We start from the raw sequence: 14003 nt of genomic DNA, 5'->3' as shown, positions 1-14003 counted from the left end.
GAAGACTGCTAAATTTAGTAGTCTTTTATCATAAAAGTATATATAAATTAAAAAAGAATAGGAGGGGAAATATGGCTAAATATATTGATATTGCTAATGATATAAGAGATAAGATAAAAAATCAAAAATATGTATATGGTCAAAAATTGCCATATGAATATTCTTTATGTGTAGATTATCATTGTAATAAAGAAACAATGAAAAAAGCATTAGATATTTTAGTCAAAGAAGGATTAATAGTACGAAGACGGGGAGCAGGAACATTTGTTAAAGATTATAATTCTTCGATGGAAAATCCTAATTTGATTAATGATTCTAAAATAGGACTAACTCAAAGATTTAAAGGAAAAAAGGAGATAGATAGTGATATAATTGTATTTGAAGTGATTTCCTGTGATGAAGGAATTTCTAAAAAGCTGCAGATTGAAGAAGGCGCATTTGTTTATCATATTATTAGACGACGAAACCTTGATAAAAAACCTTATTCGATAGAAATAATTTATATGCCCATATCAATTATACCTAATTTAAAAATAGATCATTTAAAAGGATCAATTTATCAATATATTGAAAAAACTTTAAAATTAAAAATTCAAAGTGCCCATAAGACGATAAGTGGTCATATCTCGTCACAATTAGAACAAGATTATTTGGCTTTAAAATCTACAGAGCCATATTTTCAAATTGAACAAATAACTTATTTAAGCAGTGGAACTATTTTTGAATATTCGCTGTCAAGATTTCATTATCAAGATTTTGAACTTAAAACAGTTACAATAGCTATGTAATATGAAATAATTAGAGAATAGTTTAAGTTATAAAATATTTTAAGCACAAATTTATGATTTGTGCTTTTATAGTTAAATAATGTGTTTGATAAGATGGCTAGTACAGTTTTTGTATGAGTTTATTATAATATATCCAATATCTTTAAGATTTTGTTGCTGAAATTTTAAAAATTTGGAGGATTGGAAAGAATAAAAAGATTAATATTATGAAAGGATATGGAATCCAATTCTTAAAATGAAAATTATTGTTTATTTTAAATCTGGTATTAAAAGAATTTATCCCAAGGATATAACTGATAATTGTGAGGTATAATTTTACGAAAAAAGCCAAACATAAGATTAAAAAATTATTAAAATAATAAATTAATAACAAAATGATAAAAAAATATCATTTTAATTATTGACACCTAAAAAAAGTAACTGTATAATAACGGCATATAAACATATATATATTATATGGTTATGTGTTGTTAATAAACTAACAAGGGGGAACTTAGAATGGAAATGAATAAGTTATTAGAAGATTATGGATGCTTAGCATTTAGTGATGATGTGATGAAAGAACGAATTCCTAAATCTATATATAAAGCATTTCATGCATCTTTGGATAAAGGTGAAGAATTATCTAGAGAATGCGCTACTGTAATTGCTAATGCAATGAAAATATGGGCTTTAGAAAATGGTGCTACTCATTTTACACATTGGTTTATGCCAATGACAGGATTAACTGCTGAAAAGCATGATGCCTTTATTGAACCAGATGGATCAAAAGCAGTATTAGAATTTAGTGGTAAAACATTAAGAAAGGGAGAACCTGATGCATCTTCTTTCCCTTCAGGGGGATTACGTGCTACTTTTGAAGCTAGAGGTTATACAGCGTGGGATTGTACATCACCAGCATTTGTAAAAGACGGAACTTTATATATTCCAACTTTATTCTGTTCATATACTGGAGAAGCTTTGGATAAGAAAACACCATTATTAAGATCATGTGATGCTTTATCAAAAGCAGCTTGTAGATTATTACCTTTATTAGGTGTTGAGGGGGTTACAAAGGTAACTGCTTCAGTAGGTGCAGAACAAGAATATTTCTTAGCATTAGATGAATACTATCAACAAAGAATAGATTTAAAATTAACAGGTCGTACTTTATTTGGAGCTATGGCACCAAAAGGACAAGAGCTTGAAGATCATTATTTTGGAAGCATTAAACGTAAAGTTTCAGCTTTCATGAAAGATTTAGATCATGAATTATGGAGATATGGAATACCATCAAAAACTAAACATAATGAAGTTGCCCCTGCTCAACACGAGGTAGCTTGTGTATATTCTAAAGTAAATATAACATCTGATAATAATCATTTATTAATGCAAATTATGCAGGATATTGCTAAAAAACATGGGTTACGCTGCTTATTACACGAAAAACCATTTGCTGGAGTAAACGGTTCTGGTAAACATGATAACTGGTCTGTTATTACTAATACAGGAATAAATTTATTTAATCCGGGAGCTAATCCAATTGAAAACAAACCATTTATAGCAACTCTTGCTTGTACGATTAAAGCTGTAGATGAATATGCTGATTTATTACGTATGAGTATTGCTAGTGCTGGAAATGATCATCGTTTAGGAGCAAATGAAGCACCACCAGCTATTATTTCAATGTTTTTAGGAGAGGAATTAGAAGCTTTAGTTGAAGAAATTTGTGAAGGGAAGAAAATTAATAAAACAGATGCAACACGATTTGCCACTGGGGTATCAGTAGTGCCTACTTTCTCAAAAGATAATACAGATCGTAATCGTACTTCTCCATTTGCTTTTACTGGAAATAAATTTGAATTCCGTGCAGTTGGATCAAGTCAATCTATAGCTGGTCCTAATACTATTTTGAATGCTATTTTAGCAGATGCAATGGAAAAAATGGCAGCTGAAATAGAAGCAGGTAAATCATTTGATGATGTAGTTAAAGAATTTATTACAAAACATAAACGAATTATCTTTAATGGTGATGGTTATTCATCAGAATGGGAAAAAGAAGCTGAAAAACGTGGTCTTCCTAATAATAAAAATACGGTTGATGCTTTAAAATGTTTAAAAGATGAAAAGAACATCGAAATGTTAGATCGTTTAGGAGTATATAGTAAAGTTGAATTAGCTTCTCGTTATGAAATTTTATTAGATAATTATATTAAAACAATTCAAGTAGAAGGTTTGACAGCATTGAAAATGGCAAAAACACAACTTTATCCAGCTGTTTGTGATTATTTAGCTAAATTATCTTCTGAAGTGGTTACTGCTAAGGAAGCTGGTTTAGATGTTGACTTTTTAGTTGATGATGTTAACAAATTAGCATCACAAGCTAAAGTGATGAAAGAACAAATGACAACATTAGAAAATAATATTGTAGCAGCACAAAAATCAGAGGAAGATATTTTTACTCAAGCAGTTGCTTGGCGTGACGATGTATTTGGAACAATGCAGTCATTAAGAGAAACAGTTGATACTATTGAAGAATCAGTTGATGCTAAGTATTGGCCAATTCCTAATTATGTAGATTTATTATTTGGAATTTAAAGTATATAAATAAGGTTATGAATTAAAAGTTCATAACCTTTATTTGTGCTTATATAAAGTGCTGTAAATCAGAATAAGATTTTTCTTCAAATTTTTTAAGAGTTTCCATTAACATCAAAATATCATCTTGGGCATTTTTAAAATCTGCAAGATTTCTAATCGCGTTGATGATTCCCATGGTACTGCCAATCATCATCATTTCAGCAATATGACTAGTTGATTTATCTGTTAGTGTTTGAATATTAATGGTTAAATAAGTACGGATTTTTTCAAATGAGCTGAGGCCTTTTTCATCATATCCATGGCTATGTAATTTTTCTTTAGCATCTTTATGAATTTTAAGATACCCTTCATATTTTTCTTTTAAATAACTTCTAAAATCTTTATCTTCAACGATTTTTTCTAGCTGATCAATAGTTTCTACTCCCATTTGAGAATTTTGATAAATAAAATCTAATAATTTAACGTTATCGTTCATTATATTTCACCTATTTCTATTATGTTAAAGATATAAAAAATTATACTTAAGGCCCATAAATTTTTTTAAAACTAACATATAATAATATATAAAAGAGGTGAACTATGTATATTCCGGATATAGACCCATTTAGTTTTACTGGAACAGCAGTTATTTTAGGTTATTTATTAACAAATGATTTTACTATTGATGAACAGGCAGCTCTAGGCGCATGGTTCAATGTAGTTGGGGATATTTTGGCTTCAAATGCCGCTTGGGCTGATGTTTTAGAATCACGACAGCAAGACAATAAAGAAAATGATCTTGAGGTTTTAAATGAAGCAATCGATAAATTAAAAGAAAGTATTGAAGAACTAAAAAAGAAGTCTAACGATTAGCCTTCTTTTGCCATAAATAGATAATTAGTAACATAAATGCACCACCAGCAGTATCAATCAAAACATCTACAAATTGACCGCTACGACCAGGAATAAATAACTGATGAAATTCATCACTGCAAGCATATAAGAAAGTTATTAATAAGGATAGTAACAAAGTATATTGATACGTAATAGTTTTTTTAAAACCATAATAAATAAAAAATAACAATAATGCATATTCGCTCATATGAGCTGTTTTTCTAATTAAAAGCGCTAATATACTTCGATCAATATTAATAAATTTCAAAATTATTTCAACAAAGAAATTACTTTGATTAGATGAATCATTACCATTGGTATGTGACATAATGAAAATAAAAATCATCCATAATATAGCAGGTATAAAATATTTTAATTTTTTCATATCTAATATTATAAATAATTAGATATAAAAAGACAAATATTTTAAGTTTTATAATTAAAATATGATTTGATATAATGTTTTAATACGTTTAAAATATTTCATAAAATGTTTGCAATTGTATACAATTAGCGTATAATACTACTTGTATATCGGATGATAATGGCGAAAGAGATTCTAAATGAACACCGAAGGATTAAAGATTTCAGGTAAAAGGATCGCTATTGGACGAACTGCTGGAGAGATTCTAAATGAACACCGAAGGAGCAAACCAGTGATGGTGAAACTCTCAGGTAAAAGGACAGCAGGATGAATAGTTTTTTCATTATTAATTCCGACTTAATTACTTAAGAAGGAGTTTTTTTATGGAGTTTATTACTGAGTTATTAAAAAAAGTTAATGAATTTGTGTGGGGAATGCCGCTTATTTGTTTATTGTTAGGAACAGGAATCTATTTTACATATAAATTAAAATTACTACAATTGACAAAATTAAAGCTGGCTTTTAGCTGTATTTTTAAAAAACAAGATAATAATGCTGGAGATGTTTCTAGTTTTCAAGCACTTTGTACAGCTTTATCTTCAACGATCGGAACGGGAAATATTGTGGGGGTTGCTACAGCAATTGCTGCTGGAGGACCTGGAGCCTTATTTTGGATGTGGGTTTCGGCCTTTTTTGGAATGGCAACTAAGTATGCTGAAGGTCTGTTAGCTATTCGTTATCGAGTTAAAGATGAAAATGGTCAAATGGCTGGAGGACCAATGTATTATTTAGAGCGAGGACTAGGGAGTAAGTTTTTGGCTAAATTGTTTGCTTTTTTTGGTGTAGCAGTTGCATTACTTGGAATAGGTACATTTACACAAGTAAAATCTATTTCTGATGCCATGCAATTATCATTTAATATTCCGCCAGTTGTAACTGCCGTGTTACTTACAATTAGTATTGGTTTTATTACGATTGGAGGAATTAAAAGAATTGCTAATGTCGCAGAAAAGGTAATTCCGTTAATGTGTGTATTGTATATTGGTGGTGTCGTAATTATATTGCTGACACATATAACTGTTATTCCCCAAGTGGTAGGATTAGTTATTCAATCAGCTTTTGAGCCTCAAGCTGCTTTAGGTGGGGGAATAGGGATCACAATGACAATGGCAATGCAAAAAGGAATCAGCAGAGGAATTTTTTCTAATGAAAGTGGTTTAGGAAGTGCACCGATAGCTGCAGCAGCTGCCAAAACAGATTCTTGTGTAGAACAAGGATTAGTTTCAATGACAGGGACATTTATTGATACGATCGTTATTTGTACAATGACGGGATTAGCTATTTTATTAACTAATAGTCATACTAGTGGCTTAGAAGGCGCAGCAATGACAACACTAGCTTTTAATAAAGGGTTATTTATTCCGACAGTTGGTAAGTATATCGTTAATATTGGTTTGATTTTCTTTGCCTTTACAACAATAATTGGCTGGAATTATTATGGGGAAAGATGTATGTATTATTTAAAGGGATTAAAAGCAATTCCTTATTATAAATTTATTTATATTATTTTTATTGCAATCGGTCCTTTTATGTCATTAGAATTTATTTTCATTATTGCGGATATTGTTAATGGCTGTATGGCAATTCCTAATTTAATTGGATTGATTGGGCTTAGAAAAGAAGTTGTTTTGGAAACAAAGACATATTTTCAAAAACAGACTATTATCCAAGAAGAATTAAGATATGAAAAAACACCTGTTTAGGTGTTTTTAAATTAATGACGTTATTTTTATGATACTAAAATATCTATTAAACAAGATGAAATTAAAAAAGTTTATTAAGATTTACGATGATTTTTTATTAGTATATCAAAGCTATTATTGTATTATAAAATAAAAAAATTATGTTATTCTTGCCAAGATTGTGCTAATCTTGCCAGGTAAATAGATTTGTTATTTAGAATATATTAATATGTAATTAGGATATAGCTATATTAAAAAAATATAATAGAGAATGATTGTATTGTATTGTTAAAATTATGTTAAATGAAGCATCAAATATGTTTAAATCAAGTGATTAAAAAATGTGAGTTTAATTATTCTAATAGTAGTATATTTTATTTAACTAAAATAAAAAAAATAGTTAATAGGTTGATGTATATCTTTTGATTATAAAAAGGAGTATGAAAAATAATTTAATCCAATCGTAATAAAAAAACGTAAAAAGGTATAAGAATATGTTTGGGTTTATTCAGAATTATCTGGGGTATCAAAATTGACTATATATTAGATTCTTATAATTATGGATTTTTAAAGATTTGTAACATGAGGAGGTGAATTTTTCTTCATTAATAATCATGTGATAGATGCTGATTAGCTCTAACATATTTAGGATAGACGAGAATGTGTTTGTGCAATTTTTAGATTTAAGGTTATTAAATAAAAATATTTGATACTTATCAGTAGATTCCATACAGATATCACAACAATTATATTTGGTAAGTAAGATTATAAAGATTAAAACTAAGAGAAATAGTAGTGAATGTACTGTTTTTAAGAAGTAAATACCAATGATGGCAACAATAATAAAATTCTTGTGAACATTAAAATAAGTAGAATTGAAATCGATATATTTTTAGTATAAAAAACGCTTTAAAAAAAAGACATTTACTAATAGTTTGTAAAATATCACTAAAGTTAATAAAATGATTTTAAGTATCTGAGCTCTAGGGTCTACTTGATTATACTTGAATGATTAATTATTTATAAAAATTCAGAACATTTTTATAGAGTAAGACTATTCATTTATTTTCGTGTAATTTGTAGTTATGTCGTTTTTCTTAATAAGAAAAGATATAAAAAACGATTGGAGAGAAATATTTTTAATAAGGTATTGTCTGCTTGGTGAAAGGGACGGAAATGGAGGAAAATATGAAAATAACTAAAATTTTATTAGCTGTATTAATGATTATTCCTATGGGAATTGTAAAAATTTGTGCTGAGGAAGAAAAACCAAATGGTGTTATATATTGTGAAAGATATAAGTCAAAGCATAGAATGTATTATTTTGGACATGGGGATATATATGATGAGGGAGGAGATAATTTACGTGAAGAAAATTTTAGATTTTATAGGTGCGCTTGTGGAGAAGTTATATTTTCAAATAATAGACCAGAGAGTAATAATAATATACCAGGAAAATATATTGAAACGCACATAGACATGGAAAATCTTTATGATGGATATATTGTATATAGTAAAAGCAAAATTGGTACAAATTTACCAATGCAAATCAAAGATGCTAGTATGGTATCATGTAATTTTTATAGTGGTTATTAAAATTTACAGTATTAGTTTTGATAAATAATAGTTATACAAATGTATAAGTTTATTTTTTTAGAGAATCTATATAAAAATATAGTCTTAAATTGTTTATTTATAATTGTTGTAAAACAACAACATTATGACAAATATTAAAAGAAAAGAGGAAATTTTAAATGAAACAGATAAAAATTATTTTAGTAATAAATATATTATTTTCCTTAGTGTTTATAAATACTGACACAGTATTTGCTAATGAAAAAAATACAACCCAACCAACAGCAGTTATATATTGCGAAAGATACAAGGGAAAACATCGTGCTGTTAATCAAGGACAATGTAATATATTTTCAACAAAAAATGAGTCTAGATCAATGTATAATTGGGGTTATTATAGATGTGCATGTGGAACGGTTTTGTTCTGCTCCGGACGTCCTGATGCTGATGGATATAAAGCTGGGATACCAGAATATTATATAGAAAGTAGTGATGATAGAAGAGGAAAAGATTGGGAAGTATACGAACAAAGTTTTGGATATATACTTAAAACAGATTTACCTATTACTTATAAAAATACACCTATGATTTCTTATAATTTCTCATAATATATAAACTATATTATGAAAAGAAAAAGGATGATATATTATGAAAAAAATAATAACCAGTTTGATTATTATAGTTATTGGTATCATTGTAATATTAAAATTTTGTCAAACTGGAAGTAATAAGCCGTTAATTAAAATTAATGCTCTTGAAATACAATTAGAAACATCAACATATCATGATATTACAGATCTTGGTTATATAGAAACTGATTGTAGAGATATAATATATTTATTCACTCGAATTATGGCACCTAAAATTTATGCTATAACTGATACGGAAGGAACTGTTGATTTTTTAGATAAAGAAAATGCGTTAATTAGTTATATTGGTTTGGATGTCGATGAAAATGTATCAACTCTTGAAATTGATGATATTGATTTTTTGAGTATAAGTAAAGAAGAATTGGCGAAAGATTATGATTTAGTGGAATTTAATGATTTGGTTAGGTTCGTTTATAAAGATCATTATTTTGTCTGTTTAAGTTATACAGATGAAAAATTAGATGGTTTTGCAGTAATGTATAATAAAGATGGAAAGCGGTCAGTTAGGGATGTTGATTTGTGTTTTAGAGATTATAAGGATCAATGGATTATAAAATAGTTTTATGAAAAAGTATTTTATTGGTTGAATAATGTTTTTGGAATGATCTGAAGACAAAAAGGAATTCAATTATAAAATTGGATTCCTTTTTAATCATGAATATCAATTGACTATATTGCGATTTGATATTTGTATTTTAAGAAAGTTTATTTATAGGTGCTTTTTATGTAATAAAAACTAAAAAGTTAAAATTTTTTATAAGAAAAATACAAAAAAGGATATAATGAAATAACTTTTAAAGTTATGATTACTTTAACTAAGTAGAAAAACTGAAGTACTGTAAAATAATTTATAGTGCTTCAGTTTTGTATTTATAACATAAGAGTTTTTCAAAATTATTTTTATTCATTATTAACATTATTACTTAAATTTTTTGAATTAATATTAAATGGACTATTAATAAAAATTGTATATGTTTTCTTGCATTCAGATAAATAAGTTCTACTTACTGATAAATACTCTTGATTAATTTTAATTGTATTATACTTGAATTCTTCAACATATCGCCAGTTGATAATTGTTGATTGATGAATACGAGTGAAATTTTTACTAACTATTTTTAAAAGAATATTATCAATAGTATCACGAACTTTATATATTTCATCTGTTGTAAAAATTAAACAGTAGTGTTTATCACTTTTAATATATTTTATCTTGTTTAACTCTATATTAGTTAAACCATATATAGTATTAATAGATAAATGTGTATTATCGATTCTTATCTTATCAATTAATAATTTGATAACTTTTGAAATAAATATTTTTAAATTATCTTTCTTAATAAAGTAAAAAGGATGAACATCAAAAGTATCAAAAACTCTTTCAATATGATTACTAATAAATATAATTTTTGTTTTTTTATGATAAATGAGATATTCTTTGGCTAGTTCAATACCATCTTTTGGCATATTGACTTCTAAGAGCATAACATCATAATATTTATTTAAATCTAATATATTAGGATCATTGATTTTATCAATGACATAATTATTAGTATATTTCTGTATCTCATTTTCAATCAAAGAACTAGAAATTTCTAATTCTTGTTCATTATTATCAATTAATGCAATTATCATAATTATCCCCATCCCCACTAGTAGTATATTAATCAATATACTCTATTTAAAAAATTCATATTTTTATTATAAAAAAATATTTTTTATCTGTCAATAACATTATGTTTATTATAATATTATTTGTTTTTAGAAAGCAAAAATTTAATGTTATTTTAATATTATACATAAAAATGTGTTATTCTTGCCAAAATTGTGCTGATCTTGCCAGGTATATAGATTTGATACTTAAAATATACTAATATGTAATTAAGATATAGCTATATTTAAAAACACTAGAAAGTGATATTTCTAAAAACTATTGAAGGAGCATACTAAAAGTTTATAAAAAGAGTTTTATTGATATCTATTTTAGGAATAATTGTATCGGGAAATTCTATTTATGCTGCTGATGCAAGGATAGGATGTAAGACGACAAGATATGTTGCTGAAGCAACGATTTCTACACCGGATGAAAGTTATACAATGTTTATAAAAGGAAGATATACAGGAAGTTTTGATAAATATACTTATATAATGAGATTAAGAGATACAGCTTCGATAAGCGGTCCAGTTTTGGCTAGTGGTGGTATTGATGCGGGAAAGAAAAGCATTTTTAAGATTAGCTGTTAAGGTGGTGAAAGATGAATGAAGAAATTATTAATAGTAGTAGTTGTACTGATTTCTTTTTCATTAGTGTATTATACGTTCAATGAAAAAAATCTTGTTGAAGCTTCTAAATTAAATGAATTAAATTTAAGCGTTAAAGATAGCTTAGAATTAAATAATTTTAATGTATATGTGAGATTTGAAAATAGTCAATTTACAGATATTTACCAACAAATAGGATTATATGCTAAAGAAAATGACTTAGTAGTTATTGCATTAAATAATAGTCTTGATGATGCCGGAATGTATACAAATCAAAATTATTATATATATTCAAATAATACTAATTTGTTTAATGATCTATGCATTGATGGTAAAGCAATAGATTTTTCGGATTTAACTGGAAAAGCATATTATTCTACTTATGATAGCAAAGAAAGTGCAGGGAAAATCAAGATTTTAAATAATGGTTTTTTTGATAAAATCAAAAGAAAAATAAATATTTACCAATATAATGCTTTAGAAGATACAGGATTAGAGCAGTTAAATTATTTATATTTAACTATATATAGTAAAGATGATCATTTTATAAATGATTTACAAGAATATTTACAAAAAACAGATAGTAGTGTTTCGGTGTTAAATGAAACGAGTGTACATGATGAAGATATTGAAGATGACTATATTTTTAGTAATTTAAAAAATGCATTGGTAATATTAATAATTATTTTTGTTACAGTTATGTCTACGATCATTATTAGGAAAAATCGACAATATATGATTAGAAGAATGATGGGAACTTCTTCTATAAAGATAGCCAGGTATGAGTTTTTAGGAACATTGCTTATTTCTCAAATTGTTTTTATGATCATTAATTTGTTATCTTATTTTGTTTTATGTCGGGATATTAATAAGGTTACTGTTGAATTATTGAAAATGATTTTACCATTTAATATGTATTTCGCTGGAGTTTTAGTAATTATTTTTTTATTTAACTGGTTTTTTATTAATTTAAGCTGTAATTTAAAATATTTAAATACAAAAAATTATTTTCAAAGATTATTTAATATGCAAATGGTTATTAAAATAGTTATGGTTATCTTTTTGATGACACCGTTTATTACTTCATTAAAAGAATCATTGCCTTATCTAACGAATTATTTGAAAGTTAAAGACTTAAAGGAAGATATAACAGACTTATATTTTTTAAACGAAGTACCAGAAAAGAGTAAAGAGATATTTGCATATTATAAGGATGATTGTTATTATGCTGATTTTACAGATTATTATGCAAATATTAAAGTAGCTGAATTAACTAATGACGATGATGATATCTATCCATATCCATATATTCATGCAAATGAATATTACTTAAAAAATCATGATATCATAACGTTAGATGGAAAGAAATTTGATTATAATAATTATCCTCAAGGCGCGTTATTGGTACCTGAAATGTATAAAGATCATGATTTATAAAATTATCCATCCAATGTAGAAATAGTATATATTGAAAATCCTGGAGAATTTTTAAATTATCATATTCAAGATATTTATTATGTAGAAAATCCAATTATTTTATTAGAAACAGAATATTCGGTATTTGAAACAAGAATTACAAATTTGGGAATTAAAACTGATAATGTTAGGGAATTAAAAAAGGAATTAGAAGAATTAAATGGGATAAAGGTTAATATTCAAAATGCAAAATATTATTATGATTATTTTATGGATCAAAGTAAATCTGCGTTAGTTGAATTTGGAGTTAATTTAGGAATTTATTTAATTGTTTATTTGACTTTAGTATTTCAAAGCATCTTTACTTATTTAGAAGAAAAAGGTAAAGAGCTGGCGATTAATTATATTTTGGGGATTTCTAGGATCAAAAGACATATTAAGTTATTTATATTTAATTTATCAAGTTATGTAATAATATTATTTGGAAGTTTTAAGCTGGATCTTTCTTTTGATGAACGAATTTTGTTTGTAGGTTATTTTATGCTGATGGAAATAATTATTGAAATAATCTGTATAATTTATTTTGAGAATAAAAAAATGGTTAATTGGTTGAAAGGAGAGAAGCTGTAAAATGAAAGTTATTGAAATAATTGATATGAGTAAATCATATCAAGATAATATAATATTTGATAAATTTAATTTTGAAGTTGAAGAAAATACATTTAATGTTGTAATGGGAGTATCAGGTTCAGGGAAATCGACATTATTAAATATTATTGGTTTACTTGATAAAGCTGATAGTGGAGATGTTATTTTATTCGGTGAAAAAAATATTAAACCATTTTCGAGAAAAGCAGAAAAAATGTTAAGAGAAAAAATCGGATATCTTTTTCAAAATTTTGCATTAGTTGAAAACGAAACAGTAGAATATAATCTTAAATTAGCGCTGGATAATATTAAAGGTGATAAAAAAGAAAAGATAAAAGAAGTCTTAAAAGAGGTTGAATTAGAAGGTTATGAAAATAAAAAAATATTTAAATGTTCAGGTGGTGAGCAGCAAAGAGTAGCGATTGCAAGATTATTATTAAAACAATGTGATTTGATTTTAGCGGATGAACCAACGGGTTCACTTGACGAAAGAAATAGAGAAATAGTAATCAAATTATTAAAAAGAATGCAAAGTAGTGGAAAAACCATTGTCGTTGTTAGTCATGATCCAATTTTTAAAGGGATTGCTGATCAGATTATATATTTAGATTAGGATGATAGGTATGAAAAAATATAAAGTACTATTAATTGTAATAATAGTTTTAGTAATAATAGGTGGTTTAAGATATTATCGTAATTATTATGTTAAAGATTTATTATTGAATCAAAAACCATATTCGTATGAAATCAATCAAGAAGATTCTGAAAAGATTAGTGTGACGATGTGGCTCGGTGGTGCCAGTAAAATGGTTAAATATATTTTTGAAGACGATGAAGCTGTTTTGTATTATTATCGCAATTTATCGTTGTGTATAGATAATGAATTGATCGTGCAAATAAGTAATAATAATGTAATATCAAAAAATGAAGATGATGATGTATTATTAGAGGATTTTAACGATTGGTTAAAAGAAATAGGAATCAGTAATAGAGAATTAACTAGATTTATGAAAAATTATTTGTATGAAAATATATAAATTAAAAATGTGTAATAGAGTTGATATGAATTTATCAACTCTTTTTAGTTAATATAAAAATTATTTAT

Annotated in this window: 15 protein-coding genes and 2 riboswitches; of the genes, 12 read left to right on the top strand and 3 right to left on the bottom strand. The window is 26.4% G+C overall.

The genetic code is table 11. The features are described from left to right. Positions 1 to 71: 71 nt before the first annotated feature. Both BR82_RS0100220 and BR82_RS0100215 read left to right on the top strand, forming a co-directional pair. Positions 72 to 788, top strand: coding sequence for a GntR family transcriptional regulator (locus BR82_RS0100220; RefSeq protein WP_027088485.1), 717 nt, complete (start codon positions 72 to 74; stop codon positions 786 to 788). A gap of 498 nt (positions 789 to 1286) precedes the next feature. Next, positions 1287 to 3365: a glutamine synthetase III family protein gene (locus BR82_RS0100215; protein ID WP_027088484.1), complete on the top strand. Its 2079-nt coding sequence runs from the start codon at positions 1287 to 1289 to the stop codon at positions 3363 to 3365. 49 nt (positions 3366 to 3414) lie between these two features. On the opposite strand, the gene BR82_RS0100210 is transcribed toward BR82_RS0100215, so the two are convergent. Further along, positions 3415 to 3843 carry a hypothetical protein gene (locus tag BR82_RS0100210; protein WP_027088483.1) on the bottom strand — a complete coding sequence of 143 codons (429 nt, stop codon included), beginning with the start codon at positions 3841 to 3843 and terminating at the stop codon, positions 3415 to 3417. Between the two features lie 104 nt (positions 3844 to 3947). On the opposite strand from BR82_RS0100210, the gene BR82_RS0100205 reads away from it, so the two are divergent. Continuing rightward, positions 3948 to 4220 carry a hypothetical protein gene (locus tag BR82_RS0100205; RefSeq protein WP_027088482.1) on the top strand — a complete coding sequence of 91 codons (273 nt, stop codon included), beginning with the start codon at positions 3948 to 3950 and terminating at the stop codon, positions 4218 to 4220. Here BR82_RS0100205 and BR82_RS0100200 read toward each other — a convergent pair. Next, a complete protein-coding gene (locus BR82_RS0100200; protein ID WP_027088481.1) occupies positions 4210 to 4626 on the bottom strand; it encodes a VanZ family protein in 417 nt (138 codons plus the stop codon). The genes BR82_RS0100205 and BR82_RS0100200 overlap by 11 nt on opposite strands. Before the next feature lie 153 nt (positions 4627 to 4779). Continuing rightward, positions 4780 to 4854: riboswitch (glycine riboswitch) on the top strand. A 2-nt stretch (positions 4855 to 4856) separates the two neighbouring features. Then, positions 4857 to 4931, top strand: a riboswitch (glycine riboswitch). Positions 4932 to 4988: 57 nt separating this feature from the next. Here BR82_RS0100200 and BR82_RS0100190 point away from each other — a divergent pair. From BR82_RS0100190 to BR82_RS0100175, 4 genes are all read left to right on the top strand, one after another. Then, entirely contained in the window at positions 4989 to 6368 is a 1380-nt protein-coding gene (locus BR82_RS0100190) for an alanine/glycine:cation symporter family protein (RefSeq protein WP_027088480.1), read from the top strand. 1167 nt (positions 6369 to 7535) lie between these two features. Next, on the top strand, positions 7536 to 7943 hold the full coding sequence (locus BR82_RS0100185; protein WP_027088479.1) for a hypothetical protein: 408 nt from the start codon (positions 7536 to 7538) through the stop codon (positions 7941 to 7943). A gap of 158 nt (positions 7944 to 8101) precedes the next feature. Continuing rightward, complete coding sequence (locus tag BR82_RS0100180) at positions 8102 to 8530, top strand: hypothetical protein (RefSeq protein WP_027088478.1); 429 nt, start codon at positions 8102 to 8104, stop codon at positions 8528 to 8530. A 40-nt stretch (positions 8531 to 8570) separates the two neighbouring features. Beyond that, entirely contained in the window at positions 8571 to 9131 is a 561-nt protein-coding gene (locus BR82_RS0100175; RefSeq protein ID WP_027088477.1) for a hypothetical protein, read from the top strand. Between the two features lie 341 nt (positions 9132 to 9472). Here the strand turns inward: BR82_RS0100175 and BR82_RS0100170 are convergent, their stop codons facing one another. Continuing rightward, positions 9473 to 10207 (bottom strand): LytR/AlgR family response regulator transcription factor, encoded by a 735-nt coding sequence (locus BR82_RS0100170; RefSeq protein ID WP_027088476.1) that lies wholly within the window; start codon positions 10205 to 10207, stop codon positions 9473 to 9475. Positions 10208 to 10543: 336 nt separating this feature from the next. Between BR82_RS0100170 and BR82_RS0100165 the strand changes: the two genes are divergently transcribed. From BR82_RS0100165 to BR82_RS0100145, 5 genes are all read left to right on the top strand, one after another. Next, positions 10544 to 10816: a hypothetical protein gene (locus BR82_RS0100165; RefSeq protein ID WP_027088475.1), complete on the top strand. Its 273-nt coding sequence runs from the start codon at positions 10544 to 10546 to the stop codon at positions 10814 to 10816. A gap of 15 nt (positions 10817 to 10831) precedes the next feature. Continuing rightward, complete coding sequence (locus tag BR82_RS0100160; protein ID WP_027088474.1) at positions 10832 to 12271, top strand: hypothetical protein; 1440 nt, start codon at positions 10832 to 10834, stop codon at positions 12269 to 12271. Positions 12272 to 12415: 144 nt separating this feature from the next. Beyond that, the gene (locus tag BR82_RS0100155; RefSeq protein WP_027088473.1) at positions 12416 to 12880 is read left to right on the top strand and encodes a DUF1430 domain-containing protein; all 465 of its coding nucleotides are present in this window, start codon (positions 12416 to 12418) and stop codon (positions 12878 to 12880) included. Between the two features lies 1 nt (position 12881). Beyond that, positions 12882 to 13511, top strand: a complete 630-nt coding sequence (locus BR82_RS0100150; protein ID WP_027088472.1) for a putative bacteriocin export ABC transporter — start codon at positions 12882 to 12884, stop codon at positions 13509 to 13511. 10 nt (positions 13512 to 13521) lie between these two features. After that, positions 13522 to 13935 carry a hypothetical protein gene (locus tag BR82_RS0100145; RefSeq protein ID WP_027088471.1) on the top strand — a complete coding sequence of 138 codons (414 nt, stop codon included), beginning with the start codon at positions 13522 to 13524 and terminating at the stop codon, positions 13933 to 13935. Positions 13936 to 14003 lie beyond the last annotated feature (68 nt).

The organism is Thomasclavelia saccharogumia DSM 17460, from assembly GCF_000686665.1.
Lineage (GTDB): Bacteria > Bacillota_I > Bacilli_A > Erysipelotrichales > Coprobacillaceae > Thomasclavelia > Thomasclavelia saccharogumia.
Note: the sequence above shows the minus strand (reverse complement) of the source record. Positions and strands in the feature narration are given on the sequence as shown.

Coding starts and splice junctions, on each gene's coding strand:
- BR82_RS0100175 (WP_027088477.1), top strand. CDS start 8,571: ATGAAAAAAATAATAACCAGTTTGATTATTATAGTTATTGGTATCATT.
- BR82_RS0100205 (WP_027088482.1), top strand. CDS start 3,948: ATGTATATTCCGGATATAGACCCATTTAGTTTTACTGGAACAGCAGTT.
- BR82_RS0100150 (WP_027088472.1), top strand. CDS start 12,882: ATGAAAGTTATTGAAATAATTGATATGAGTAAATCATATCAAGATAAT.
- BR82_RS0100210 (WP_027088483.1), bottom strand. CDS start 3,843: ATGAACGATAACGTTAAATTATTAGATTTTATTTATCAAAATTCTCAA.
- BR82_RS0100190 (WP_027088480.1), top strand. CDS start 4,989: ATGGAGTTTATTACTGAGTTATTAAAAAAAGTTAATGAATTTGTGTGG.
- BR82_RS0100180 (WP_027088478.1), top strand. CDS start 8,102: ATGAAACAGATAAAAATTATTTTAGTAATAAATATATTATTTTCCTTA.
- BR82_RS0100215 (WP_027088484.1), top strand. CDS start 1,287: ATGGAAATGAATAAGTTATTAGAAGATTATGGATGCTTAGCATTTAGT.
- BR82_RS0100220 (WP_027088485.1), top strand. CDS start 72: ATGGCTAAATATATTGATATTGCTAATGATATAAGAGATAAGATAAAA.
- BR82_RS0100200 (WP_027088481.1), bottom strand. CDS start 4,626: ATGAAAAAATTAAAATATTTTATACCTGCTATATTATGGATGATTTTT.
- BR82_RS0100145 (WP_027088471.1), top strand. CDS start 13,522: ATGAAAAAATATAAAGTACTATTAATTGTAATAATAGTTTTAGTAATA.
- BR82_RS0100160 (WP_027088474.1), top strand. CDS start 10,832: ATGAAGAAATTATTAATAGTAGTAGTTGTACTGATTTCTTTTTCATTA.
- BR82_RS0100170 (WP_027088476.1), bottom strand. CDS start 10,207: ATGATAATTGCATTAATTGATAATAATGAACAAGAATTAGAAATTTCT.
- BR82_RS0100185 (WP_027088479.1), top strand. CDS start 7,536: ATGAAAATAACTAAAATTTTATTAGCTGTATTAATGATTATTCCTATG.